Origin of the sequence: Phytopseudomonas seleniipraecipitans, from assembly GCF_900102335.1 — a bacterium.
Classification (GTDB): Bacteria; Pseudomonadota; Gammaproteobacteria; order Pseudomonadales; family Pseudomonadaceae; genus Aquipseudomonas; species Aquipseudomonas seleniipraecipitans.
This window is the reverse complement of record NZ_FNBM01000007.1, coordinates 58,703-85,036: the sequence shown is the minus strand read 5'-3', so window position 1 is coordinate 85,036 and position 26,334 is coordinate 58,703. Positions and strand designations below refer to the sequence as shown.

At 62.6% G+C, this 26,334-nt stretch carries 22 protein-coding genes; 15 read left to right on the top strand and 7 right to left on the bottom strand.

Going from position 1 to position 26,334, the window contains the following annotated elements; all coding sequences use genetic code 11:
• Positions 1-81 precede the first annotated feature (81 nt).
• The 11 genes from chvE to BLS60_RS15280 all read left to right on the top strand — a co-directional run bounded on the left by chvE (position 82) and on the right by BLS60_RS15280 (position 17,573).
• Positions 82-1,146, top strand: coding sequence for a multiple monosaccharide ABC transporter substrate-binding protein (gene chvE, locus BLS60_RS15330; RefSeq protein WP_092369649.1), 1,065 nt, complete (start codon positions 82-84; stop codon positions 1,144-1,146).
• A 109-nt stretch (positions 1,147-1,255) separates the two neighbouring features.
• Positions 1,256-2,782 carry a multiple monosaccharide ABC transporter ATP-binding protein gene (gene mmsA / locus BLS60_RS15325; RefSeq protein WP_092369646.1) on the top strand — a complete coding sequence of 509 codons (1,527 nt, stop codon included), beginning with the start codon at positions 1,256-1,258 and terminating at the stop codon, positions 2,780-2,782.
• Between the two features lie 14 nt (positions 2,783-2,796).
• Positions 2,797-4,014 (top strand): multiple monosaccharide ABC transporter permease, encoded by a 1,218-nt coding sequence (gene mmsB, locus BLS60_RS15320; protein ID WP_070883197.1) that lies wholly within the window; start codon positions 2,797-2,799, stop codon positions 4,012-4,014.
• Between the two features lie 76 nt (positions 4,015-4,090).
• Positions 4,091-4,873, top strand: coding sequence for an SDR family NAD(P)-dependent oxidoreductase (locus tag BLS60_RS15315; protein ID WP_092369644.1), 783 nt, complete (start codon positions 4,091-4,093; stop codon positions 4,871-4,873).
• Complete coding sequence (gene araD / locus BLS60_RS15310; RefSeq protein WP_070883111.1) at positions 4,870-6,615, top strand: L-arabinonate dehydratase; 1,746 nt, start codon at positions 4,870-4,872, stop codon at positions 6,613-6,615. Before BLS60_RS15315 ends, araD begins: the two co-directional genes overlap by 4 nt.
• 21 nt (positions 6,616-6,636) lie before the next feature.
• Positions 6,637-7,569, top strand: coding sequence for a 2-dehydro-3-deoxygalactonokinase (locus BLS60_RS15305; RefSeq protein WP_092369641.1), 933 nt, complete (start codon positions 6,637-6,639; stop codon positions 7,567-7,569).
• 2 nt (positions 7,570-7,571) lie between these two features.
• Positions 7,572-8,459 (top strand): SMP-30/gluconolactonase/LRE family protein, encoded by an 888-nt coding sequence (locus BLS60_RS15300; RefSeq protein ID WP_092369638.1) that lies wholly within the window; start codon positions 7,572-7,574, stop codon positions 8,457-8,459.
• A 196-nt stretch (positions 8,460-8,655) separates the two neighbouring features.
• Complete coding sequence (locus BLS60_RS15295; protein ID WP_092369635.1) at positions 8,656-9,870, top strand: MdtA/MuxA family multidrug efflux RND transporter periplasmic adaptor subunit; 1,215 nt, start codon at positions 8,656-8,658, stop codon at positions 9,868-9,870.
• Complete coding sequence (locus BLS60_RS15290; RefSeq protein ID WP_092369632.1) at positions 9,867-12,959, top strand: MdtB/MuxB family multidrug efflux RND transporter permease subunit; 3,093 nt, start codon at positions 9,867-9,869, stop codon at positions 12,957-12,959. Before BLS60_RS15295 ends, BLS60_RS15290 begins: the two co-directional genes overlap by 4 nt.
• Positions 12,960-12,999: 40 nt before the next feature.
• Positions 13,000-16,101 carry an efflux RND transporter permease subunit gene (locus tag BLS60_RS15285; protein ID WP_092369980.1) on the top strand — a complete coding sequence of 1,034 codons (3,102 nt, stop codon included), beginning with the start codon at positions 13,000-13,002 and terminating at the stop codon, positions 16,099-16,101.
• Entirely contained in the window at positions 16,098-17,573 is a 1,476-nt protein-coding gene (locus BLS60_RS15280; RefSeq protein ID WP_092369630.1) for an efflux transporter outer membrane subunit, read from the top strand. Before BLS60_RS15285 ends, BLS60_RS15280 begins: the two co-directional genes overlap by 4 nt.
• A gap of 200 nt (positions 17,574-17,773) precedes the next feature.
• Here BLS60_RS15280 and BLS60_RS15275 read toward each other — a convergent pair whose 3' ends face one another.
• The 7 genes from BLS60_RS15275 to gltA all read right to left on the bottom strand — a co-directional run bounded on the left by BLS60_RS15275 (position 17,774) and on the right by gltA (position 22,624).
• The gene (locus BLS60_RS15275; protein WP_092369627.1) at positions 17,774-18,775 is read right to left on the bottom strand and encodes a glutathione S-transferase family protein; all 1,002 of its coding nucleotides are present in this window, start codon (positions 18,773-18,775) and stop codon (positions 17,774-17,776) included.
• A gap of 102 nt (positions 18,776-18,877) precedes the next feature.
• The gene (locus tag BLS60_RS15270) at positions 18,878-19,861 is read right to left on the bottom strand and encodes a glycosyl transferase family protein (protein ID WP_070883118.1); all 984 of its coding nucleotides are present in this window, start codon (positions 19,859-19,861) and stop codon (positions 18,878-18,880) included.
• Positions 19,858-20,193, bottom strand: a complete 336-nt coding sequence (locus BLS60_RS15265) for a TusE/DsrC/DsvC family sulfur relay protein (RefSeq protein WP_070883119.1) — start codon at positions 20,191-20,193, stop codon at positions 19,858-19,860. Before BLS60_RS15265 ends, BLS60_RS15270 begins: the two co-directional genes overlap by 4 nt.
• Positions 20,190-20,489 (bottom strand): sulfurtransferase complex subunit TusB, encoded by a 300-nt coding sequence (gene tusB / locus BLS60_RS15260; protein WP_070883120.1) that lies wholly within the window; start codon positions 20,487-20,489, stop codon positions 20,190-20,192. The genes BLS60_RS15265 and tusB overlap by 4 nt, the downstream gene beginning before the upstream one ends.
• Positions 20,489-20,842: a sulfurtransferase complex subunit TusC gene (tusC, locus tag BLS60_RS15255; RefSeq protein ID WP_092369624.1), complete on the bottom strand. Its 354-nt coding sequence runs from the start codon at positions 20,840-20,842 to the stop codon at positions 20,489-20,491. The genes tusB and tusC overlap by 1 nt, the downstream gene beginning before the upstream one ends.
• Complete coding sequence (gene tusD, locus BLS60_RS15250) at positions 20,843-21,235, bottom strand: sulfurtransferase complex subunit TusD (RefSeq protein ID WP_092369621.1); 393 nt, start codon at positions 21,233-21,235, stop codon at positions 20,843-20,845.
• A gap of 120 nt (positions 21,236-21,355) precedes the next feature.
• The gene (gene gltA / locus BLS60_RS15245; protein ID WP_042553721.1) at positions 21,356-22,624 is read right to left on the bottom strand and encodes a citrate synthase; all 1,269 of its coding nucleotides are present in this window, start codon (positions 22,622-22,624) and stop codon (positions 21,356-21,358) included.
• 352 nt (positions 22,625-22,976) lie between these two features.
• Here gltA and sdhC point away from each other — a divergent pair, with 352 nt between their 5' ends.
• The 4 genes from sdhC to BLS60_RS15225 are packed head-to-tail and all read left to right on the top strand — an operon-like array spanning position 22,977 to position 26,232.
• Complete coding sequence (gene sdhC, locus BLS60_RS15240; protein ID WP_167357677.1) at positions 22,977-23,363, top strand: succinate dehydrogenase, cytochrome b556 subunit; 387 nt, start codon at positions 22,977-22,979, stop codon at positions 23,361-23,363.
• Positions 23,357-23,725, top strand: a complete 369-nt coding sequence (gene sdhD / locus BLS60_RS15235; protein WP_070883124.1) for a succinate dehydrogenase, hydrophobic membrane anchor protein — start codon at positions 23,357-23,359, stop codon at positions 23,723-23,725. Before sdhC ends, sdhD begins: the two co-directional genes overlap by 7 nt.
• 3 nt (positions 23,726-23,728) lie before the next feature.
• The gene (sdhA, locus tag BLS60_RS15230; protein ID WP_070883125.1) at positions 23,729-25,501 is read left to right on the top strand and encodes a succinate dehydrogenase flavoprotein subunit; all 1,773 of its coding nucleotides are present in this window, start codon (positions 23,729-23,731) and stop codon (positions 25,499-25,501) included.
• 11 nt (positions 25,502-25,512) lie between these two features.
• Positions 25,513-26,232: a succinate dehydrogenase iron-sulfur subunit gene (locus BLS60_RS15225; RefSeq protein ID WP_092369618.1), complete on the top strand. Its 720-nt coding sequence runs from the start codon at positions 25,513-25,515 to the stop codon at positions 26,230-26,232.
• Positions 26,233-26,334: the final 102 nt, after the last annotated feature.

Genomic DNA, 26,334 nt, shown 5'->3' with positions numbered 1-26,334 from the left:
AGCTCTTCGCTGAACGAACAACAATAACTGCGATGTCGCGTGTGCCCTTGGTGCGCAGCAGGCGTCGCCCAGGAGAAGCTGATGAACACTGTCCGTAAACTCGTGGCCGCCGTGGCCATGGGCGCCACCCTGTTGAGTGCCGCTTCCGCTGGAGCCGCCGACAAGGGCTACGTGGGTATCGCAATGCCGACCAAGTCCTCCGCGCGCTGGATCGACGACGGCAACAACATGGTCAAGCAACTGGAGAAAGCCGGCTACAAGGCCGACCTGCAGTACGCCGAAGACGACATTCCCACCCAGGTTTCGCAGATCGAAAACATGATGGTCAAGGGCGTCAACGTCCTGGTCATTGCGGCGATCGACGGCACCACGCTGACCAACGCACTGGAAAACGCCAACGCCGCTGACATCAAGGTGATCGCCTACGACCGCCTGATCCGCGACAGCGAATACGTGGATTACTACGCCACTTTCGACAACACCAAAGTCGGCGTGCTGCAGGCCGAGTCGCTCGTCAAGGGCATGCAGGCTCGCGGCCCAGGCCCGTACAACGTCGAGCTGTTCGGCGGCTCGCCGGATGACAACAACGCCTATTTCTTCTACGACGGGGCTATGTCGGTGCTGCAGCCGCTGATCGACAAAGGCGAGATCAAGATCCTGTCCGGGCAGACCGGCATGGGCAAGGTCGGTACCCTGCGCTGGGACGGCGCTACCGCCCAGTCGCGCATGGACAACCTGCTGTCGGCCAACTACACCAAGGAGCGCCTCGATGGCGTGCTGTCGCCCTATGACGGCATCTCCATCGGCGTTCTTTCGTCGCTGAAAGGCGTCGGCTATGGCTCCGGCGACATGCCGATGCCGGTGGTCACGGGCCAGGATTCGGAAGTGCCGTCGGTGAAGTCGATCCTTGCCGACGAGCAGTATTCGTCGATCTTCAAGGACACCCGCCAGCTCGCCGAAGTGACCGTCGGTATGGTCAAGGCATTGCTAGAAGGCAGCGAGCCGCAGATCAACGACACCAAGACCTACAACAACGGCAAGAAAGTGGTGCCGTCCTACCTGTTGCAACCTGTCACCGTCGACAAGAGCAACTGGGAAAAGGTGCTGATCGACAGCGGTTACTACACCAAGAACCAGGTCCAGTAATCGCGACTTTGCTGGCAGCGTGACGCGCTGCCAGCCATCCACCCCTTTTGTTTACCTGAGCATGGCGCGCCCGCTGCGGTTGGCGCGTGCCTTGCGGACGGATAAAGCCATGCAGCAAGACATCATTCTGGAAATGCGCGGCATCACCAAAACGTTTCCAGGCGTTAAGGCCTTGAACAACGTCAATCTCAAGGTGCGTCGCGGCGAGATCCATGCCCTATGCGGCGAGAACGGCGCTGGCAAATCGACCCTGATGAAAGTGCTCAGCGGCGTGTACCCCCACGGCAGCTACGAGGGTGAAATCGTCTACGAAGGCAAACCGCTGTCTTTCGGTGGTATTCGCGACAGCGAGCGCGAGGGCATCATCATCATCCACCAGGAGCTTGCGCTGGTGCCGCTGCTGTCCATCGCCGAGAACCTGTTTCTCGGCAACGAGATCGCCAGCAACGGCGTGATTGACTGGCCGGAGGTCTACCAGCGCACCGAGGTGCTACTAAAGAAGGTCGGCCTCGACGAAATCGCCACTACGCCGGTGGAAAAGCTCGGCGTCGGCAAGCAGCAGCTGGTGGAAATCGCCAAGGCGCTGGCCAAGGACGTCAAGCTGCTGATCCTCGACGAACCGACCGCGGCGCTGCAGGAAAACGACAGCCAGAAGCTGCTCGACCTGTTGCTGGAATTCCGCGCCCAGGGCATTTCCTCGATCCTGATTTCCCACAAACTCAACGAGGTCAGCCGTGTTGCCGACAGCATCACGGTGCTGCGCGATGGCGCCTCGGTGAGCAGCATGGACTGCCACAGCGAAGTGGTCAGCGAAGAAACCATCATCCGCGGCATGGTCGGCCGCGACATGCAGAACCGCTACCCGGAGCGCACGCCGCAGATCGGCGATACCCTGCTGGAGATCCGTGACTGGAACGTCTGGCACCCGGAATCGGCGTCCCGGCAGATGATTCGCAACGTCAACCTGAGCGTGGCGGCCGGTGAAGTGGTCGGCATTGCCGGGCTGATGGGGGCAGGGCGCACCGAGCTGGCGATGAGCGTGTTCGGCAGGAGCTACGGGCGCAATATTTCCGGCTCGGTACACCTGCGCGGCCAGGAAATCGATGTGTCCACGGTGCGCCGCGCGGTGGACAACGGCATTGCCTACGTCACCGAAGACCGCAAGTCGCTGGGCCTGGTGCTCGACGAAAGCATTCTGTGCAACACCACCCTGGCCAACCTGCCCGGTGTGTCCAGCCATGGGGTGATCGACGAACACGAAGAGCGGCGTATCGCCGAGGAGTACCGCGAGGCGTTGCACATCCGCACGCCAGGGGTGTTCCAGAAGGTGCTCAACCTGTCCGGCGGCAATCAGCAGAAGGTGGTGCTCAGCAAATGGCTGTTCGCCAAACCCGAAGTGCTGATCCTCGATGAGCCGACCCGGGGTATCGATGTCGGCGCCAAGTTCGAGATCTACAGCCTGATCAACCAGCTCGCTGCCGACGGCAAGGGCGTGATCATCATTTCTTCGGAAATGCCCGAGCTGCTGGGCATGTGCGACCGCATCTACGTAATGAATGAAGGCGCCTTTCTGGGCGAACTGGCACGCGACGAAGCGAACCAGGAAAAGATCATGTCGATGATCGTCAAGGCGTGAGCGAGGTGAACACAATGGATCAAACAAAAAACCAGGCCGCCCCAGCAGGCGAAACCCCTCAGGCGGCTCGGCCCTCATTGCTGGGGCACCTGAAGAGCCATGTGCGCGACTACGGCATGCTGATGACCCTGGTGGTCATCATGGCGCTGTTCGAAGTGCTGACCGATGGCACCCTGATGCGCCCGGTCAACCTGACCAACCTGTTTCTGCAGAACAGCTACATCATCATCATGGCGCTGGGCATGCTGCTGGTGATCGTCTCCGGGCACATCGACCTGTCGGTGGGCTCGGTGGTCGGTTTCGTCGGCGCCGCGGCGGCGGTGATGATGGTGCAGTGGGGCTGGTCGACCTCGGTGGTGGTGCCGGTGTGCCTGCTCATGGGGTGCCTGATCGGCGCGGCGCAGGGCTACTGGATCGCCTACTGGCAGATACCTTCGTTCATCGTCACCCTGGCTGGCATGCTGGTGTTCCGCGGCCTGACCTTGGCGGTACTCGATGGCCAGTCGGTTGGGCCGTTCTCCAGCAGCTTCCAGCTGATGAGCAACGGCTTTATCCCGGACATCTTTGGCGTCAAGCGGCCGAACATCACCGCTATTGCGCTTGGCGTGCTGGCAGCCGGAGCGATCCTTTACCTGGCGATCCGAGCGCGCCGTCGTGCCAAGCGCTACGGCATCGTCGACGAGCCCTCGCTGTTCTTCGTCATCAAGAACGGCCTGATCGCCTGCGCCATCGTCTACATCGCCTACCTGCTGGCCACCTACCGCGGCCTGCCGAACGTGCTGATCATCATGGCGTTGCTGATCAGCGCCTACACCTTCCTGACCAACCGCACCACGCTGGGCCGGCGCATCTACGCCATCGGCGGCAACGTCAAGGCGGCCAAGCTGTCAGGCATCAACACCGAGCGGCTGACCTTCTTCGCCTTCGTCAACATGGGCATGCTCGCCGCCCTGGCGGGGCTGATCTTCGCTGCGCGACTGAATACCGCTACACCCAAGGCCGGGGTGTCCTTCGAGCTGGATGTGATCGCCGCGGTGTTCATCGGCGGTGCATCGATGTCTGGCGGGGTCGGCAAGATCATCGGCGCAGTGATCGGCGCGCTGATCATGGGCGTGATGAACAACGGCATGTCGATCCTGGGCATCGGCATCGAATGGCAGCAGGTGATCAAGGGCCTGGTGCTATTGGCGGCAGTGATTTTCGACGTGGTCAACAAGAGCAAGTCCCGCTGAGGCGGCCCCTTTCCGCAGTAACCGGTCGGTCAGACAATGCACTGCACCGGCGGATGAGAAAACGAGGTAACAGGCCATGAATAGCCAGAATCCAACCCCAGGCAAGGCCGTTTACGCCGACCTGGCCCAGCGCACCGTGCTGGTATCCGGTGGCGCCACCGGGATCGGCAAAGCGCTGGTGCAGGCCTTCGCCCGCCAAGGCGCACGCACCGCCTTTGTCGATATTGACGACAAGCACGGCCAGGCGCTGGCCAGCCAACTGAGCGAGGAGGGCCATCAGGTGCGCTTCCTGCGCTGCGACATCACCGACGTCAAGGCTTACCAGGCCGCGATTCACAAGGTCGCTGAGCAGTTCGGGCCGATCACTGCCTTGCTCAACAATGCCGCCAACGATGTCCGTCACGCGCTGGACTCGATCAGCGTGGAGCGCTTCGACGACCTGATCGCCGTCAACCTGCGTCACGCCACCTTCGCCACCCAGGCGGTGGTGCCGATGATGCGCCAGGCCGGTGGCGGCTCGATCATCAACTTCGGCTCGGTGGGCTGGATGATGGCCTCGGCCGGCTACCCAGTGTATGCGGCCAGCAAGGCCGCCACCCACGGCCTGACCCGTGGCCTGGCGCGTGACCTCGGCAAGGACCGGATCCGCGTCAACACCCTGGTGCCGGGCTGGGTGATGACCGAGAAGCAGTTGGCCATGTGGGTCGATGAATCGGCCAAAGAACAGATTCGCCAGAATCAATGCATGCCCGGTCAATTGCTGCCTGAACACATCGCTGACATGGCGCTATTCCTGGCATCCGACGCGGCGGCGATGTGCACGGCGCAGAATTTCATTGTCGACGGAGGCTGGGTATGAGCACCTTCAAACCGGCGGTATGGCCACGCAAGCTGCGCTCCACCGAGTGGTTCGGCGGCAATTCGCGGGACCACATCTACCACCGCAGCTGGATGAAGAATCAGGGGCTGCCGGCTGATCTGTTCGATGGTCGACCGGTGATCGGCATCTGCAACACCTGGTCGCAACTGACACCCTGCAACGCGCACCTGCGTGACCTTGCCGAGCGCGTCAAGCACGGTATCTACGAGGCCGGCGGCCTACCGCTGGAGTTTCCGGTGTTCTCGGCCGGGGAAAGCTCGCTGCGCCCGACCGCGATGATGTACCGCAATATGGCGGCCATGGATGTGGAAGAAGCGCTGCGCGCCAACCCGCTGGACGGCGTGGTGCTGCTGGCCGGCTGCGACAAGACCACCCCGGCGCTGTTGATGGGCGCGGCGAGCGTCGACATTCCCGCCATCGTGGTGTCCGGCGGGCCGATGCTCAACGGCTGGTTTCGTGGCGAGCGGGTCGGCTCGGGCACCGCGCTGTGGCAGATGTCGGAAGACATCAAGGCCGGCAAGATGAGCCGCGAGGACTTCCTTGAGGCAGAGCAGTCGATGTCCCGCTCGCCGGGCTCGTGCAACACCATGGGCACCGCCAGCACCATGGCCAGCATGGCCGAAGCGCTGGGCATGGCGTTGTCCGGCAACGCGGCGATCCCGGCAGTCGACAGCCGTCGCCGGGTGGTCGCGCACCTGACCGGGCGGCGCATCGTGCAGATGGTCAAGGACGACCTGAAACCGTCCGACATCATGACCCGCCACGCCTTCGAGAATGCCATCCGCGTTAACGGCAGCATCGGCGGCTCGACCAACGCGGTGATTCACCTGCTGGCGATCGCCGGCCGTGTCGGCGTCGATCTGACCCTGGATGACTGGGACCGCCTCGGCCAGGACATCCCGACCATCGTCAACCTGATGCCGTCAGGCAAGTACCTGATGGAGGAGTTCTTCTACGCCGGTGGCCTGCCGGTGGTGATCCGCATGCTCGGCGAGGGCGGCAAGCTGCACAAGGGCGCGCTGACCGTCTCTGGTGAGACCATCTGGGAAGAGGTCAAAGGCGTACGCAACTGGAACGAGGACGTCATTCGCCCCGTGGACAACGCGCTGACCGCCAAGGGCGGGATCGCCGTGCTGCGCGGCAACCTCGCGCCGCGCGGTGCGGTGCTCAAGCCGTCCGCCGCCTCGCCGCACCTGATGCAGCACCGTGGCCGCGCCGTGGTGTTCGAGGACATCGACGACTACAAAGCGAAGATTAACGACGAGAGCCTGGATATCGACGAAAACTGCGTGATGGTGCTGAAAAACTGCGGCCCGCGCGGTTATCCGGGCATGGCCGAGGTCGGCAACATGGGCTTGCCGCCCAAGGTGTTGCGCAAGGGCATTACCGACATGGTGCGTATCTCCGATGCGCGGATGTCCGGCACCGCCTACGGCACCGTCGTGCTGCACACCACCCCGGAAGCCGCGGCTGGTGGCCCGCTGGCGGTGGTGCGTAACGGTGACATGATCGAACTAGACGTCGAGGCCCGGCGCATCCACCTGGACATCCCCGAGGCAGAATTGCGTCAGCGTCTGGCTGAATGGCAGCCCACCGTCGAGCCGCCCACCAGTGGCTACATCAAGCTGTTCCATGATCATGTCGAGGGTGCTGACAGCGGTGCGGATTTCGACTTCCTCAAGGGTTGCCGCGGTGCCGGCATTCCCAAGGACAGCCACTGACACCTGGGCGAGGGCATTACCATGACAGACATCAGCGCGACCGCAGTCAGCTGGATCGCGGTCGACTGGGGCACCTCGCAGCTTCGTGCGTGGGCGCTGTCGGCGCGCGGCGAGATCATCCAGCGCGCCTCGTCGGCGCGCGGCATGAGCACGTTGGTGCCGGATCAGTTCGAGGGCGCCTTGCTCGAGCTGGTCGGTGGCTGGCTAGCCGAGGACCGTGTGACCGAGGTGGTTGCCTGCGGCATGGTCGGCGCGCGGCAGGGCTGGCGTGAAGCGCCCTATGCGCAGGTCCCGTGCATGCCGCTGGCGGCAGAACGCATGGTCAGCCCGGCGCTGGCCGATCCGCGGCTGCGTGTGTCGATCATCCCAGGGCTGTGTCAGCGCGCGCCTGCCGACGTGATCCGCGGCGAGGAAACCCAGATTGCCGGCCTGCTCGCCGAACAGCCCGATTACCGTGGCGTGGTCTGCCTGCCGGGCACCCACAGCAAATGGGCCGAGGTGCGTGACGGGCAGGTGGTCGCGTTCCAGACCTTCATGACCGGTGAACTGTTCGCCTTGTTGAGCCAGCAATCGGTACTGCGTCATGGCATGCAGGGCGATGCTGATCAGCCGATTGACGAGGTCGCCTTCGCCGCGGGCCTGCACGCTGGCGCGCAAGGCAGCCAGCGGCTGATCGGTGCGCTGTTCGGCTTGCGTGCCGAAGGTTTGCTCGAAGGCCTGACCCCTCCAGCGGCACGGGCGCGCTTGTCCGGCCTGCTGATCGGCCAGGAGCTGGGCGCACTGGATGAACGCTGGCGGGGCCAGCAGGTCTGTGTCATCGGAGGCGGCGAATTGGCCGAACGCTATCGGTGTGCCCTCGATACCCTGGGCATTACGGCGCTGACCGTCGATGCCGAGCGAGTCACCCTGGCCGGCCTGGCCGTTGCCCACGCTAATCTTCAACGAGGAGCCTGACCATGGCGGCAAACCCGAACGGCACCACTGCGGCACGGATCGCCGATGCCCGCGCCTGTACCTTGGGTGAAGGGGTGTTCTGGCACCCGCGGCGTGAGCAGCTGTTCTGGTTCGACATTCTTGGCCGTCGCTTGCTCAGCCGGCAGGATGATCAAGCGCTGGAGTGGACGTTCGACGAGCGCGTCTCTGCGGCTGGCTGGGTCGATGAGCAGGTGCTGCTGATTGCCAGCGAGACGGCGCTGCTGACCTTCGACCTGGCCACCGGGGCGCGCGAAACGCTCTGCGCGCTGGAGGCGGGCAATCCGCTGAACCGTTCCAATGACGGCCGTGCCGATCCCTGGGGCGGCTTCTGGATCGGCACCATGGGTCTGAACGCCGAGCCGCAGGCCGGCGCTATCTATCGCTACTACCGTGGCGAGCTGCGTCGTCTGTTTGCGGATATCAGTATTACCAACGCCATCTGTTTTTCACCTGACCGGCGTTACGCCTATTTCGCCGACACCGCGCGCCAGCAGATCTGGCGCCAGCCGCTGGATGAGCCGCATGGCTGGCCGCGGGGCGAGGCGCAGCCGTTCATCGATGGTCGTGTAGCTGGCGTCAATCCCGATGGTGCGGTGGTCGATACTCAGGGGCGCCTGTGGAGCGCGCAGTGGGGCGCCTCGCGGGTCGCTTGCTATAACACGGACGGTCAGTTTCAGCAGGCGGTCGCGTTTCCGGCTTCGCAGATTTCCTGTCCGGCCTTTGGCGGGCCTGGCCTGTCGACGCTGTTCGCGACTTCGGCTCGTGAGGGCCTGCAAGGCGACCAGCTGATGGCCGAGCCTGACGCCGGCAAGCTGTTCGCAGCGGAAATTTCCGCACAGGGGCAAGCAGAGCATCGAGTGATTCTCTAGATCAAAGTTGCCCTGGTCGGCAATACCAGGCAATACATCAAAAATGCGCGCCACCCCCGTATCAAAGCCTTCGGGTGCAGTTTTATGCGCTTTTCGCCGCTTGGAAACGTCCGTGGAGGTAAATTGCCCGTAAAGAGGCTTTGCTTCGGGCCAGACAGTGCTTATCGTTCACGCTCCTCCAGGAAGCGATTGGCCCATGTCCGAAGTAAACACAACGCGCAGCAACCCATCCTCTAAACGTCAGTGGTTCATCGGTGTGCTTCTGCTGGCAGTCGTCATTGTGCTGATCTGGTGGTTCTGGCCGGCCAAGCCTGAGCCTCAGGGTGACATGGGCTGGGGGTTCAATAACGTGCCGGTGCGCATCGCTCACGTGGAGTCGCGTGATTTTCCTATCGTCCTAAAAGCCCTGGGTACAGTGACTGCCTACAACACGGCCAACGTGCGCCCGCGTGTGGATGGTCAGCTGGTGAAGATCCTCTTCAAGGACGGGCAACCAGTAAAGGCTGGCGACGTATTGGCGCAGATCGACCCACGACCGTACGAGATCGCCCTGCAGCAGGCACAGGGCACGCTGCAGCAAAATCAGTCACAGTTGCGCGCCGCTGAAAAAGACCTCGCTTTGTATCGCGGGCTGTTCGCCGAGGATTCCATTGCCCGGCAGACCCTGGATACCCAGGAAGCGCTGGTCAACCAATACCGCGGCACGCTGCAGAGCGACCAGGGCGCGGTGGCCGAGGCCAAGCTCAACCTGGACTTCACCAAGGTGCGCGCGCCGATCGACGGCCGCCTGGGCATCCGTCAGGTCGACCAGGGCAACCTGGTCAGTTCCGGCGACACCGATCCCATCGTGGTGATCACTCAGACACTGCCGATTGCCGTCACCTTCACGTTGCCCGAAGCCGAGCTGCCCGCCGTGCTGGCGCAGGTGCGCAATGATCGAGAACTGGTGGTACAGGCCTGGGATCGCGGCGAGACCAACAAGCTGGCGGACGGCGTGCTGGAGAGCCTCGACAACCAGATCGACACGACGACCGGCACCGTCAAGCTCAAGGCGCGCTTCGAAAACGCCGAGGAAATGCTTTTCCCCAACCAGTTCGTCAATACCCGCCTGCAGGTGTCGGTTCGCGAGAGCGCCTTGCTCGTGCCGGTCGCGGCGCTGCAGTTCGGCGCGAAGGGCACGTTCGTGTATGCCATCGATGCAGAAGACAAGGTTCAGGTTCGTGCGGTCAAGGTCGGCCCCAGTGACGGCGAGTTCACGGTGATCGAAGAGGGCGTTGCTGCCAACGAACGGGTTGTGGTCGAAGGCACCGATCGTTTGCGTGACGGCAACAAGGTCGAGGTGATCGGCGAGGGCGTGCTTGAACCGTCTCCCACCGAGGAAGCAGCACCGCGGGTGCGTAGCGCTTCATGAACGTCTCCCGCCTGTTCATTCTGCGCCCGGTCGCCACCACGCTGATCATGCTGGCGATCTTCCTGAGCGGTGTGATCGCCTATCGGTTGCTGCCGGTCTCGGCATTGCCTGAAGTCGATTACCCGACCATTCGGGTGATGACCCTGTATCCCGGCGCCAGTCCCGATGTGATGACCAGCGCAGTGACCGCGCCGTTGGAGCGCCAGTTCGGGCAGATGGCCGGGCTGCAGCAGATGTCCTCGACCAGCTCTGGCGGTGCGTCGGTGATCACCCTGCGCTTCAACCTCGAGGTTGAGCTGGATGTGGCCGAGCAGGAAGTACAGGCGGCGATCAATGGTGCCACCAACCTGTTGCCCAACGATTTGCCGGCACCGCCGGTGTACAACAAGGTCAACCCGGCCGATACGCCGGTGCTGACCCTGGCCATCACCTCCACGGAACTGCCGTTACCCGAGGTCAATGACCTGGTCGATACGCGCCTGGCGCAAAAGTTGGCGCAAACTACCGGTGTGGGCCTGGTGTCGCTGGCTGGCGGCCAACGTCCCGCAGTACGTATCCGCGTCAATCCTGAAGCCCTGGCAGCGTATGGCCTGAACCTCTCGGACGTGCGCACGCTGATCACCGCCAGCAACGTCAATCAGCCCAAGGGCAACTTTGACGGCCCGACCCGCGTCAGCCAGCTCGACGCCAATGACCAGCTGCGCTCTGCCGACGAATACCGCAACCTGATCCTCACCTACGCCAACGGCGGTGCGTTGCGCCTGCGTGATGTCGCTTCCATTGTCGATGGCGCGGAGAACCAGCGGCTCGCCGCCTGGGCCAATCGCAATGCGGCGGTGCTGGTCAACGTGCAGCGTCAGCCTGGCGCGAACGTCATTGACGTGGTGGACCGCATCCAGACGCTGCTGCCAAACCTCACCCAGGGCCTGCCGGCCAGCGTCGAGGTTACGGTGCTTACCGACCGCACCCAGACCATTCGCGCCGCCGTGCGCGACGTGCAGCATGAGCTGATGCTGGCCATCGCCCTGGTGGTGTTGGTGACCTTCCTGTTTCTGCGCAAGGTCTCGGCAACGCTGATTCCTTCGGTGGTGGTGCCGTTGTCGCTGATCGGCACCTTCGGCGTGATGTACCTGGCCGGCTTCACGGTCAACAACCTGACGCTGATGGCGCTGACCATCGCCACCGGTTTCGTGGTGGACGATGCCATCGTCATGCTGGAGAACATCGCCCGCCACCTCGAAGAGGGCGAAACGCCGCTCAATGCTGCGCTCAAGGGCGCCAGGCAGATCGGCTTCACGCTGGTGTCGCTGACCCTGTCGCTGATCGCCGTGCTGATTCCGCTGCTGTTCATGGCTGACGTGGTGGGGCGGCTGTTCCGCGAATTCGCCATCACCCTTGCTGTGGCGATCCTCATCTCCCTGGTGATTTCCCTGACGCTGACGCCGATGATGTGCGCGCGCCTGCTCAGGCACGAGCCGGAAGCCGAGCAGGGGCGTTTCTACAAGGCCAGTGGCGCAGTGATCGACCGCGTGATCGAGCGCTATTCGGTCGGCTTGCGCTGGGTGTTGCGCCATCAACCGCTGACCCTGCTGGTGGCTATCGGCACCATGGCGTTGACCGTGGTGCTCTACCTGGCGGTGCCCAAGGGCTTCTTTCCGGTGCAGGACACCGGGGTGATCCAGGGCATTTCCGAGGCGCCGCAGTCGATCTCCTTCTCGGCGATGAGCGAGCGCCAGCAGCGCCTGGCCGACGTGATTCTCAAGGATCCGGCGGTGGTCAGTCTGTCCTCCTACATCGGCGTGGACGGCGACAACCCGACGCTCAACAGCGGGCGCATGCTGATCAACCTCAAGCCGCATGCCGAGCGCGACCTCAGCGCCGCCGAGGTTATCGACCGGCTGCGTCCGGAGCTGGCCAAGCTCAGTGGCATCGAGCTGTTCCTGCAGCCGGTGCAGGATTTGAGCATCGAGGATCGGGTCAGCCGCACCCAGTTCCAGTTCAGCGTCGAGTCGCCCGACCCCGAGATGCTGGAAACCTGGTCCGCCAAGCTGGTCGAGGCGCTGCGCCAGCAGCCTGAGCTCACTGACGTGACCAGCGATCTGCAGAGCCGCGGGCTGCAGGCGTACCTGAAGATTGATCGCGACATGGCCGGGCGCCTTGGCGTCAGCGTATCGGCCATCGACGATGCGCTGTATGACGCCTTCGGCCAGCGGCAGATTTCCACCATTTACACCCAGGCGAGCCAATACCGGGTGGTGCTGGAAAGTGCCAATGGCGGCAGTATCGGCCCGGCAGCGTTGCGGCAGATCCATGTTGCCACCGCCGAGGGTGGGCAGGTGCCGCTGTCGTCCCTGGCCCAGGTCGAGGAACGGGCGGCGAGCCTGTTGATCAACCATATCGGTCAATTCCCGGCGGCCACGCTGTCGTTCAACCTCAGCCCTGGCGTTGCCCTCGGCGATGCGGTGGCAACGATCGAGCGCGTGCAACAGGAAATCGAGATGCCGGTCAGCGTGCAGGTGAACTTCCAGGGCGCCGCCGAGGCGTTCCGCGCCTCGCTGTCGTCCACGCTGCTGCTGATCCTGGCGGCCATCGTCACCATGTACATCGTGCTCGGCGTGCTTTACGAGAGCTACATCCACCCGATCACCATCCTCTCCACGCTGCCGTCGGCCGGGGTCGGCGCGTTGCTGGCGCTGCTGCTGACCGGCAACGACCTGGGATTGATCGCGATCATCGGTATCATTCTGCTGATTGGCATCGTCAAGAAGAACGCGATCATGATGATCGACTTCGCCCTGGAGGCTGAGCGGCACCAAGGTATGACACCCCACGACGCGATCTACCAGGCGGCGCTGTTGCGCTTCCGCCCGATCCTGATGACCACCCTGGCTGCGCTGTTCGGCGCCATACCGTTGATGCTCGCTTCCGGCTCCGGTGCCGAGCTGCGCCAGCCGCTGGGTATCGTGATGGTCGGCGGGCTGCTGCTCAGCCAGGTGCTCACGCTGTTTACCACGCCGGTGATCTACCTGTATTTCGACCGCCTGGCGCGCCGCGTCAGTGGCCGCAGCGCTGCTGGCGTACCAGCATGAGGGTGCTTTGCATGGCGGCCATCGTGCGGGGCCCGGGCGCATGAACCTGTCGGCACCCTTTATTCGCCGTCCGGTGGCGACGCTGCTGCTCAGTCTGGCGATCATGCTCCTCGGCGGCGTCAGCTTTGGCCTGTTGCCGGTAGCACCGCTGCCGAACATGGATTTCCCGGTGATCACCGTGCAAGCCAGCCTGCCCGGTGCCAGCCCGCAGGTGATGGCGGCCACGGTGGCCACGCCGCTGGAGCGTTCGCTGGGCGCCATCGCTGGCGTCAGCCAGATGAACAGCAACAGCAGCCAGGGCAGCACGCGGATCATGATCGAGTTCGATCTGGACCGCGACATCAATGCCGCCGCCCGCGAGGTGCAGGCGGCGATCAATGCCTCCCGCGAGCTGCTGCCCAGCGGCATGCGCAGCATGCCCACCTACCGCAAGATCAACCCCTCCCAAGCGCCGATCATGGTGCTCTCGCTGACTTCGACGGTGCTCGACAAGGGCCAGCTGTACGACGTGGCCTCGACCATCGTCGGCCAGAAGCTGTCCCAGGTGACCGGTGTCGGTGAAGTACAGATTGGCGGCAGCTCGCTGCCCGCCGTGCGCGTGGCACTGGAGCCGCGTCTGCTTGATCAGTACGGTGTGGCGCTCGATGACGTACGCGCGACCATCGCCGCGGCCAACGCCAAGCGGCCCAAGGGCGCCGTCGAGGACGAGCATCGTCACTGGCAGGTGCAGGCCAACGACCAGCTGGAGCGCGCCGCCGACTACGTGCCGATGATCATCCGTTATCAGGACGGCGCGGCAATACGCCTTGGTGATGTCGCGCAGGTTACCGATGGCGTGCAGGACCGCTACAACAGTGGTTTCTACAACGACAAGCAGGCCGTGCTGGTGGTGGTGAACCGGCAGAGCGGGGCGAACATCATCGAAACCGTGGCCGGTATCCGCGCGCTGCTGCCTGAGCTGCGCGGGGTAATTCCGGCCAGCGCTAATCTCGAAGTGGCGATGGACCGCTCCCCGGTGATCCGCGCCACCCTCAAGGAAGCCGAGCACACCCTGCTGATCGCCGTCGCCCTGGTGATCCTCGTGGTGTTCGCTTTCCTCGGTCGCTGGCGCGCGGCGCTGATTCCCGCGCTGGCCGTGCCGGTGTCGTTGGTCGGCTCGTTCGCGGCGATGTACCTGCTGGGTTTCTCGCTGAACAACTTGTCGCTGATGGCGCTGATCATCGCCACCGGCCTGGTGGTGGACGATGCCATCGTCGTGCTGGAGAACATTTCCCGACACATCGAAGCAGGCGAAACGCCGATGGCCGCAGCCTTCAAGGGCTCGCGCGAGGTCGGCTTCACGCTGCTGTCGATGAACGTGTCGCTGGTCGCGGTATTTCTTTCCATCCTGTTCATGGGTGGCCTGGTGGAGCGCCTGTTTCGCGAGTTCTCCATCACCCTGGCGGTGGCCATCGTCATTTCCCTGCTGGTATCGCTGACGCTCACGCCAATGCTCTGCGCACGCTGGCTGAAGCCCGAACCGGAGCGCGAAGATAAGCAGCCTGGGCGGCTGCAGGCTGCGGGTGCCCGCATCATGCGCGCCTATGCGACCAGCCTGGACTGGGCGCTGCGCCATTCGCTGCTGATGCTGATTAGCCTGTTCGCGACCATCGCCCTGAACGTATTCCTGTTCGTGAGCATTCCCAAAACCTTCATGCCGCAGCAGGACACCGGTCAGCTGATGGGTTTTATCCGGGGCGACAACGGCCTGTCGTTTCAGGTCATGCAGCCGAAGATGGAAGCCTATCGTCGCTCGATCCTGGCCGACCCGGCGGTGGACAGCGTGGCCGGCTTCATTGGTGGCAGTAGCGGGATCAACAACGCGATCATGATCGTGCGCCTGAAACCGCTCAACGAGCGTGATTTGTCGGCGCAGCAGGTGATCGACCGCCTGCGCAAGAACGCACCGAAGATCCCTGGTGGTCGGATGTTCCTGATGCCCGATCAGGACTTGCAGGTTGGCGGGCGCCAGGGGCGCAGTTCGGAAAACGAATACATGCTGCTGTCCGGCGACCTCGACGCATTGCGCGAGTGGCTGCCGAAGGTACGCGAGGCCCTGCGCGCGCTGCCGGAACTGACCGATATCGATGCTACCGAAGACGGCGGTGCGCCGCAGATTCGCCTGGTGGTCGACCGTGACGAAGCCAAGCGCCTTGGCATCGACATGAGCCTGGTCACCGGGGTGCTCAACAATGCCTTCAGCCAGCGGCAGATTTCCACCATCTACGACAGCCTCAACCAGTACAGCGTGGTCATGGAAATCAATCCGCGCTACGCCCAAAGCCCTGAGGCGTTGGCACAGATCCAGCTGATCACCGCCGACGGTGCACGGGTGCCGTTGTCGGCAATCGCGCATTGGGAGCGTAGCCTCGAGGACGACCGCATCAGCCACCAGGGGCAGTTCGCGGTGGAGAACATCGGTTTCTCCCTGGCTGAGGGCGTCAGTCTCGATCAGGCCACCCAGGCCATTGATCGTGCCGTGGCGCGTATCGGCCTGCCCACCGAGGTGCAGGGTACGCTGGGCGGAACCGGCGCAGCGTTTCAAAAGACCCAGCAGAATCAGCCGTGGATGATCCTGATGTCGCTGGTGGTGGTGTACATCGTGCTTGGCATTCTCTACGAGAGCTACGTGCATCCATTGACCATTCTCTCCACGCTGCCTTCGGCTGGCGTCGGCGCCTTGCTTGCGCTGCAGCTGCTCAACACCGAGTTCAGCCTGATCTCGCTGCTCGGTTTGTTCCTGCTCATCGGCGTGGTGAAGAAGAACGCCATCCTGATGATCGACCTGGCGCTGCAGCTTGAGCGCAACGAGCACATGAGCCCAGCGGACTCCATTCGCCGCGCCTGCCTGCTGCGCTTCCGGCCGATTATGATGACCACCCTGGCGGCCCTGCTCGGCGCCTTGCCATTAATGCTCGGCAGCGCCGAAGGCTCGGAAATGCGTCAGCCGCTGGGTATCACCATTGTCGGCGGGCTGATTCTCAGCCAACTGCTCACGCTTTACACCACTCCGGTGGTCTACCTCTATCTCGACCGCCTGCGCCACCGGGTCAACCGCTGGCGTGGCGTGCGCACCGATGCTGCTTTGGAAACGCCTTTATGACTCATGCAACCCGCCGCACCCTCGGCCTGTTGGCGCTCAGCGTCGCATTGGCCGGCTGCGCCCTCGGCCCGGATTACCAACGCCCGGATATCACCACGCCTGCTCAGTTCAAACAGGCCGAGGGCTGGAAGGCCGCGGTGCCTGCCGATGCGCTGGAACGCGGCACTTGGTGGGAGCTGTACGGCGACGGCGAGCTGAACGCGCTGGTCGGTCGGTTGAACGTGTCCAACCAGAACCTGGCCGCCTCCGAGGCCCAGTACCGCCAGGCTCGCGCGTTGTTACGCAGCGGCCGTGCCGCGTTTTTCCCGACGCTGTCGACCAGCGCCGGCATGACTCGCGCCGGGCAGGGCGGCGGCGAGGGCACGCTGCGTACCTCCGATGGCATCGCTATTGGCGGCTCCAACTCGGCGAGCATTTCCAAGAATTACGACTTGAGCCTCAACGCGAGCTGGGAACTGGATGTGTGGGGCAAGCTGCGCCGCGGTCTGGAGTCCAACCGCGCAGCCTTCGAGGCGAGCGCTGCCGACCTTGCCGCGATGCGGCTGAGTCTGCAATCGGAGCTGGTGCAGAGTTATCTGCAGTTGCGCGTGCTGGATGAACAGCAACGATTGCTCGATGCCACGGTGGTGGCCTATCAGCGTGCGCTCAAGCTGACCGAAAACCAGTACCGCGCCGGCATCGTGCCGCGCTCGGATGTCGCCCAGGCACTGACTCAACTGCGCAGTACCGAGGCCCAGGCGATAGATCTGCAGTGGCAGCGCGCGCAGCTCGAGCATGCCATCGCCGTGTTGATCGGCGTGCCGCCCAGCGAAGTCAGCATCGCCCGTCGGGAAAGCTTGCCGACGCTGCCGCAAGTGCCGGCGAATGTGCCGTCGCAGCTGCTGGAGCGTCGCCCGGATGTGGCGGCTGCCGAGCGCCGGGTGATCGCTGCGAATGCCGAGATCGGCGTGGCCAAGGCCGCCTGGTTCCCGGATCTCACGCTCTCTGCGAGCGGTGGTTACCGCGGCAGCAGCTTCGCCGACTGGATCAATCTGCCCAATCGCTTCTGGTCGGTGGGGCCGCAGCTGGCGCTGACGCTGTTCGATGGCGGGCGCCGCAGCGCTGAGAGCGAGCGCGTCGAAGCGGCCTATGATCAGACCGTTGCGCAGTATCGCCAGGCGGTGCTCGACAGCTTCCGCGAGGTTGAGGACTACCTGGTGCAGCAGCGTGTGCTCGGCCGCGAGGCCGAGGTGCAATCGCAGGCATTGGATGCCGCGCGTGAGTCCCTGCGTCTGATCGAGAACCAGTACCGCGCCGGTACGGTGGACTACAACAGCGTGGTCAATGTGCAGGCCACCGCATTGAGCAACGAGCGCAGCGCGCTGACGCTGCTGGGCAGCCGCCTGACGGCCAGCGTACAGTTGATTGCCGCATTGGGTGGCGGTTGGGACGAGCAGCAACTGAACGAGCGCGACGAGGAGCGTCTGCAGTAAACAGATAGCTGCAGCACACCGCGCACATGGCCCCGGGTGTCGCTGCGCTCGACCCGGGCTACCAAATTCGCGTGGGCTGGGCCTGGCAGAGGTTGGCTTACCGTAGCCTGGGTTAGCCGCAGGCGTAACCCGGGACAGTTCCTGGGTGTCGCTATGCTCGATCCAGGCTACGCGGTCTTCGTGTGTCGAGTATCAATACGCTATCCGCGGCGATACACGTCCTGCCCTGGCAGGCGCTCACGATCGTGGGCGCTGTCGAGATCCAGTGCGGGGCCCTTGGGCACGATGCCGGTCGGGTTGATGGTCTGGTGGCTGGCGTAGTAGTGGTGCTGGATGTGCCACATGTCCACGGTCGCGGCGATACCAGGCCATTGGTACAGCTCGCGCAGCCAGTTGCTCAGGTTCGGGTAGTCGGCAATGCGTCGCAGGTTGCATTTGAAGTGGCCGTGATAGACCGCGTCGAAGCGCACCAGCGTGGTGAACAGCCGCCAGTCGGCTTCGGTCAGGTGCTCACCCGTCAGGTAGCGTGATTGACCCAGCCGGGTCTCCAGTACCGACAGTTCGCCAAACAACTCGTCGAAGGCTTCCTCATACGCTGCCTGGGTGGTGGCGAAGCCAGCCCGGTAGACGCCATTGTTGACGGCCGGGTAGATACGCTCGTTGAGCGCATTGATCTCGGCTTGCAGCGCTTCGGGGTAGAAGTCCAGGTGGTTGCCGGTCAGCTCGTCGAACGCCGAGTTGAACATGCGGATGATCTCCGCCGACTCGTTGCTGACGATACGCTGCTGTTTTTTATCCCACAGCAGCGGCACGGTCACTCGGCCGGTGTAGTCGGGGTCGTCCTGGGTGTAGCGTTGGTGCAGGAAGTCGAAGCCATCCAACGCATCGCCAGTGGAGCCGTGCTCGGTATCGAAGGTCCAGCCGTTTTCGCGCATCAGCCAGCTGACCACCGACACGTCGATCAGCTCGTCGAGCCCCTTGAGGGCGCGCAGGATCAGGGTGCGATGAGCCCATGGGCAGGCCAGCGACACATACAGGTGATAGCGGCCTGCTTCTGCAGCGAAACCACCTTCACCTGACGGACCGGGCGACCCGTCGGCGGTGATCCAGTTGCGCCGTTGCGCATTCTCGCGCTTGAAGCGGCCACCGGCGCCGGTGTCATACCATTGGTCGTGCCACTGGCCTTCGATCAGCAAGCCCATGTTTTTACTCCCTATGTCGTGTCGGGATGGAAGCCCCGGATGGCTGGAGTGTAACCAGCCCGTTCTGAACGCAGGATATAAAAACCGGGCGCCAAGGATCGGCTAGCTCGATAGGTGGCGGGCCTGCCAGCGTCTGTGCGCGTCGTCGAACGCCGCTTCACGGGGCATACCGAGGCCACGCAGTGCCAGGGCCATGGTGGCGATGATTGCCAGCTGCCCGTAGGCATCCTCGGCCTCTCCCCGCCATACGGCGCCCAGGTGCGCGGTGTCGAGGCGTTCCGGTTTGACGTGACGCCGCTCGGATAGCATCGGCCAATCCTCGTCCCAGTTTTCGCCATGCTGCGTGCCATACAAATGGCAGACGGCGTCCGGATTGAGTTCGATCTCGCCACCGTCGCCCTTGACCACGATGGCGTGATCGCCAAGCAGCTGGCTGGCCTCGCGATGAACCGCCTGATAGCCGGGATGGAAGATACTCTGCAGGCCGCAGCGCGCCGCCAGCGGGTTAAGGATGCGCGCCAGAGAATGGATCGGCGAACGCAGGCCCAGCACGTTGCGCAGGTCGATCATGCGCTGCAGCGGCGGCATCCAGTCACCCAGCGGCATAAACGCCAGATTTTGCTGATCGAGGCTGCGTGTGACGTCATCCCAACTGCGGCAGAGGGGAATCTCCAGCTCCTCCAGCAATTGCTCGCTGTACAGGCGTCCGGCGGTGTGAGCGCCGCCGCCATGCATGAAGATACGCAGGCCGCTATTGGCCAGCGCTTTGGCTGCCAGGAGGAACCACGGCAGATGGCGTTTCTTGCCAGCATAGGTGGGCCAATCGAAGTCGACGGCAATGCCCGGCGCAGCCAGGCGTGCGCGAACCGCTTCGGTGAAACCGGCCATTTCCTCGGCGCTTTCTTCCTTGTGCCGCAAGAGCATCAGAAAGGCGCCTAGCTGGGTATCCTCGACCTGGTCGTCGAGGATCATGCCCATCGCCTCGCGGGCCTCCTCACGGGTCAGGTTGCGCGCGCCGCGCTTGCCTTTGCCGAGAATGCGCACGATGGCGGCGAACGGGTGCTCCGCTGGGGTGATCAGGTTCATAGGCAATTCGTCGGTTTGGGCAGACCCGCCAGCTTGGCGGCGAGTTTGGCAGGAGTGCCATTGAACAGGCGGTTGAGATGCAGGCTGTTGCCCTTTTCAGGGCCGAGTTTGAGCGCTGCGTATTTGATCAGCGGGCGGTTGGCTGGCGATAGCTGGAATTCGTCGTGAAAGGCGCGCAGCAGCATGAGGATTTCCCAGTGTTCGTCGCTCAGCAGCAAGCCTTCGTGCTCGGCCAGAGCAGCGGCGACATCTTCGGACCAATCCTGCAGATCGAGCAGGTAGCCATCCTTGTCCAGTTCGATGGCGCGGTCTTGGACGATCAGAGTGCTCATAGCCAGCTGTTGACCTTGTCGAAACGCACGGCGAGGGCTACGAAGCCTGGATAGTCAATCTGCTGCAGCCAATCGGCAGATGGCAAGCCACGGGCCTCGAGGTCTTCGTCGAGGGCGAACAGAGCTATACCTTCACCCAGGGCGCGCAACGCTTCGGCATGCGAGGTGCCGGGCTGGGCCGCATAAGTGCCGTCGCCGCAGAGCAGCAGGCCATCACCGTGGCCCAGCAGACGCAGGCAGCTGCTCAGCCGGTTGTCGCTGAAGGGGGAGCTGGAAATAACGTGCAGGGTTGTCATCAGAAGGTAATCACCTGGTCGTAGCGGCTGATGAGATCACGCAGGCCGGCATCATCGAGGTGCTCGACGGCCAGCGAGGTATCGGTCAAGCCGCGTTGCTGCAGGCTCAGGGAACACGCATATAGCGATTCGACGCCGAACATTGGGAGTGCCTGCAGGTTGGCGGTGAGGTCTTTCTGCTGCACGTTTTGCGGCTTCTGGCCGGGCGCCAGTTGCAGCACGCCGTCGTCGAGAAACAGCATGGCGATGGGTAGATCGAAGGCGCCGCCAGCCAGGGCGATATCCAGCGCTTCGCGGGCGGTGGGGCCGCTCCATGGCGCCTGGCGGCTGATGATCAGCAGCGAACGGCTCATTCAGTCGCCTCCAAAACAAATCACGCGATCAGCCAGTTGCGCCGCCTCGTGCAGTTGTCCGAGCCCAGAAAGCACCCAAGGCGCCGGTAGGTTGGCTGCCTGGCGTTGATAACGCAGCGCCTCTGCCTCGTCGAGCACGCCCCGGCGCAGGGCTGCGGCAATACACACCACGCCATCGAGCTGCCGGGTACTGATCAATTCACGCCACTGGCGGGCGACGTCGGTTTCATCCTGGGGGCTGACGACATTGCCCGAGGCACTGTGCACACCGTCGCCATAGAAGAACAGGCGCACAATGTCGTGGCCCCCGTCCAGCGCCGCTTCGGCGAAGCGCAGGGCGCGGCGGGAGGAGGGCGCGGAGGGCGAAGAAAACAGGGCAATGGCGAATTTCATGAACGGCCCGGCTACATAAACAGGGCGTCATGATAAGGCCTGATCGGTGGGAGTAGAAATGAAAAAGCCCATATCCGTGGATATGGGCTTTCTTGTCACAGCGGATTCAACGCAAGCGAATTACTTGATGTCGCGCTTGGTCGGGCCGGTGTACAGCTGGCGCGGACGGCCAATCTTGTACGGGCTGGAGAGCATTTCCTTCCAGTGCGAGATCCAACCGACGGTGCGCGCCAGGGCAAAGATCACGGTGAACATGCTGGTCGGAATACCAATCGCCTTGAGGATGATCCCCGAGTAGAAGTCGACGTTCGGGTACAGGTTGCGTTCCTTGAAGTAAGGATCGTTACGGGCGATTTCGTCGAGCTTCATCGCCAGTTCCAGCTGCGGGTCATTGATGCCCAGCTCAGCCAGTACTTCGTCGCAGGTCTGCTTCATGACCTGGGCGCGTGGGTCGAAGTTCTTGTAGACGCGATGCCCGAAGCCCATGAGCTTGAACGGGTCGTCTTTGTCTTTGGCCTTGGCGATGAACTTGTCGATGTTCGACACGTCGCCAATCTCATCCAGCATGGCCAGAACGGCTTCGTTGGCGCCGCCGTGGGCCGGGCCCCAGAGCGCAGCGATACCGGCAGCGATACAGGCGAACGGGTTGGCGCCCGAGGAGCCGGCCAGACGCACGGTAGAAGTAGAAGCGTTCTGCTCGTGATCGGCGTGGAGGATGAAGATCCGATCCATCGCCTTGGCCAGCACCGGGCTGATCGGCTTGGTCTCGCACGGCGTGTTGAACATCATGTGCAGGAAGTTTTCCGCGTAGCTCAGGTCGTTACGCGGGTACATCATCGGCTCGCCTTTGGAGTACTTGTACACCATGGCTGCGATGGTCGGCATCTTGGCGACCAGGCGCATCGCGGAAATGTCGCGGTGCTGCGGGTTCTTGATGTCCAGGGAGTCGTGGTAGAAGGCGGAGAGGGCGCCAACCACACCACACATGACGGCCATCGGGTGAGCGTCACGACGGAAGCCGTTGAAGAAAGTCTTCAGTTGTTCGTGAACCATGGTGTGGTTCTTGATGGTGCTGACAAAGGCCGCTTTCTGCTCTTCGTCCGGCAGTTCGCCGTTGAGCAGCAGGTAGCAGGTATCCAGGTAGTCGGCTTTTTCAGCCAACTGTTCGATGGGATAGCCGCGGTGCAGCAGGATGCCTTTGTCACCATCAATGTAGGTGATCTTCGACTCGCACGATGCGGTCGACATGAAACCGGGGTCGAAAGTGAAGTTGCCCGTGGCAGTCAGGCTCCGCACGTCGATCACATCTGGGCCAACGGTGCCGGATAAAACGGGCAGCTCGACGGGGGCTGCGCCCTCGATGATCAACTGCGCTTTTTTGTCAGCCATGTGTGGCCTCCTAGTTATGCTTGGAATCATCAGTCGGCCCCCCACGCAGGGCCCGCACCACTATAGTGTTATGAATCTGAAAGTCAATTTGCGAAAACCCAGGCAATAGAAGGGTTTGAGTGCGCTACCTGCGACAAAACGGCGCGGCCTTTTACGCCATTTTTGGGGATGGTGCAATCGGTAGAAGGTCGAGGTGTCCGCGTTGTCATTAGCGACCTAACTGTCTATACTCTGCGCCCGACTGCCAAGGGCTTTAAGCCCGGATTCTGGTAGTTGTCACTTCTTGGGTGATGGGTACCTGACCAGTGCGCTTCCCGACAACTCAGCCCTGATAGCTGGGGCTCTCAGTGTGATAAATAAAGCCGTGAATAGCCAACGACCTGTAAACTTAGACCTTCGGACGATAAAACTCCCAGTCACTGCTTACACGTCCATTCTTCACCGTATATCGGGTGTCATCCTTTTCCTCGGCATTGCCGTGCTGCTGTTCGGGCTCGACAAATCGCTGTCATCGGAAGAAGGCTTCGCTCAGGTGAAAGAATGCTTGACCAGCCCGCTGGCCAAGTTCGTGATCTGGGGACTTTTGTCCGCTCTGCTGTACCACCTGGTGGCCGGTGTGCGCCACTTGATCATGGATGCTGGAGTCGGTGAGACGCTGGAAGGCGGCAAGCTGGGTTCCAAAATCGTACTCGTCGTGTCGGCGATCGTGATTGTGCTGCTGGGGGTGTGGATATGGTAACTAATGTCACTAATTTGTCGCGTTCGGGCCTCTATGACTGGATGGCACAGCGCGTTTCTGCAGTCGTTCTCGCGGCTTATGTCCTGTTTCTGTTGGGCTATATCCTCCTGAATCCGGGCATGGGCTACGCCGAATGGCATGGTCTGTTCTCCAATAATGCAATGCGCATCTTCAGTTTGCTGACCCTCGTCGCGCTGGGCGCTCATGCTTGGGTTGGCATGTGGACGATCTCCACTGACTACCTGACGCCGACCGCGCTGGGCAAGTGGGCCACTGTTGTGCGTTTTCTGTTCCAGGCCGCGTGTGGCATTGCCATGTTCGTGTTCTTCGTCTGGGGCGTGCTGATTCTTTGGGGTTTCTGATTCATGACTAGCATTCGTACTCTTTCCTATGACGCCATCATCGTCGGTGGTGGCGGTGCCGGTATGCGCGCTGCATTGCAGCTGGCGCAAGGCGGTCACAAGACCGCAGTGGTCACCAAGGTCTTCCCGACCCGTTCGCACACCGTTTCGGCCCAGGGTGGTATCACCTGCGCCATCGCGTCGAACGATCCGAACGACGATTGGCGCTGGCACATGTACGACACCGTCAAGGGCTCCGACTATATCGGTGACCAGGACGCGATCGAATACATGTGTTCCGTCGGCCCGGAAGCGGTGTTCGAACTCGAGCACATGGGCCTGCCGTTCTCCCGTACCGAGCAGGGCCGCATCTATCAGCGTCCGTTCGGTGGCCAGTCCAAAGGCCCGGATAACCCGACTCAGGCTGCGCGTACCTGCGCCGCTGCCGACCGTACCGGTCATGCCCTGCTGCACACCCTGTACCAGGCCAACCTGAAGGCTGGCACCTCGTTCCTCAACGAATGGTACGCGGTCGATCTGGTCAAGAACCAGGACGGCGCCATCGTCGGCGTCATCGCCATCTGCATCGAAACCGGCGAAACCGTTTACATCCGTTCGAAAGCCGTGGTTCTGGCTACTGGCGGTGCAGGCCGTATCTACGCCTCGACCACCAACGCATTGATCAATACCGGTGACGGTATCGGCATGGCGCTGCGTGCTGGCGTGCCGGTGCAGGACATCGAGATGTGGCAGTTCCACCCAACCGGTATCGCCGGCGCGGGTGTACTGGTCACCGAAGGCTGCCGTGGTGAGGGTGGCTACCTGATCAACGCCCATGGCGAGCGTTTCATGGAGCGTTATGCGCCCAACGCCAAAGACCTTGCCGGTCGCGACGTAGTGGCCCGTTCCATGGTCAAGGAAGTCATTGCCGGCAACGGTTGTGGCCCTGACAAGGACCACGTACTGCTGAAGCTCGACCACCTGGGTGAAGAAGTGCTGCACAGCCGCCTGCCTGGCATCTGCGAACTGTCCAAGACCTTCGCTCACGTTGACCCGGTTGTCGCGCCTGTTCCAGTGATCCCAACCTGCCACTACATGATGGGCGGCGTTGCCACCAACATTCATGGTCAGGCCATCACCCAGGACGCCAACGGCGTTGATCGCATCATCGAAGGCCTGTTCGCCGTGGGCGAAGTGGCTTGCGTATCGGTACACGGCGCTAACCGTCTGGGTGGCAACTCGCTGCTCGACCTGGTTGTGTTCGGCCGCGCCGCTGGTCTGCACCTGGAAAAAGCGCTGAAAGAAGGCGTGGAAGTCCGCGGTGCCAGCGAGACCGATATCGAGCTGTCGCTCAAGCGCCTGTCGGGCGTCAACGAGCGCAGCACCGGCGAAGAAGTCGCGCCGCTGCGTAAGGAACTGCAGCAGTGCATGCAAAACTACTTCGGCGTATTCCGTACCGGCGAATACATGAAGAAGGGCATCACCCAGCTGGCCGATCTGCGTGAGCGTATCGCCAACGTCAAGATTGCTGACAAGAGCCAGGCCTTCAACACCGCGCGCATCGAAGCGCTGGAGTTGCAGAACCTGCTGGAAGTCGCCGAAGCCACTGCTATCGCAGCGGATACCCGTACCGAGTCCCGCGGCGCGCATGCCCGTGAAGACTACGAGGACCGTGACGATACCAACTGGTTGTGCCACAGCCTGTACTTCCCGGGTGAGAAGCGCGTGACCAAGCGTGACGTCAACTTCTCGCCGAAGACAGTCCCGGCATTTGAACCCAAAGTTCGTACTTATTAAGGGTGGCTACCATGTCTCTTGGCAAAAGCTTGAAAGTCAGCGTTTATCGCTACAACCCGGAAGTCGACAAGGCACCGTTCATGCAGGACTTCGACGTCGAAATCGACGGCAAGGACCTGATGGTGCTCGACGTACTGGCCCTCATCAAGGAACAGGACGAAGGCTTCTCCTACCGCCGTTCCTGCCGTGAAGGCGTCTGCGGTTCCGATGGCATGAACATCAGCGGCAAGAACGGCCTGGCATGCATCACGCCGATCTCTGGCGTGGTCAAAGGCAATAAGCTGGTGATTCGCCCGCTGCCCGGCCTGCCGGTTATTCGTGACCTGGTCGTCGATATGAGCATCTTCTACAAGCAGTACGAGAAGGTGCAGCCGTTCCTGCAGAACGACACGCCGGCGCCGGCTATCGAGCGCCTGCAGTCGCCGGTTGAACGCGAGAAGCTGGATGGCCTGTACGAGTGCATTCTGTGCGCGTGCTGCTCGACCAGCTGCCCGTCGTTCTGGTGGAACCCGGACAAGTTCCTGGGCCCGGCCGCGCTGCTGCAAGCCTATCGCTTCCTGGCTGACAGCCGAGATACCAAGACCGCGGAACGATTGGCGTCTTTGGATGATCCATTCAGTGTGTTCCGCTGCCGCGGCATCATGAACTGCGTGAACGTTTGCCCCAAAGGGTTGAACCCGACCAAGGCAATCGGTCACGTACGCAACATGCTGCTGCAGAGCGGTACTTGATCCATAGCTCTTTAGCTTGACCCGCAACGCCTGCAACACCGACTTCATGTCGGTGTTGCAGTATAGCCAGGACGCCGGTCTAGCCGCCGACGGCCTAACACG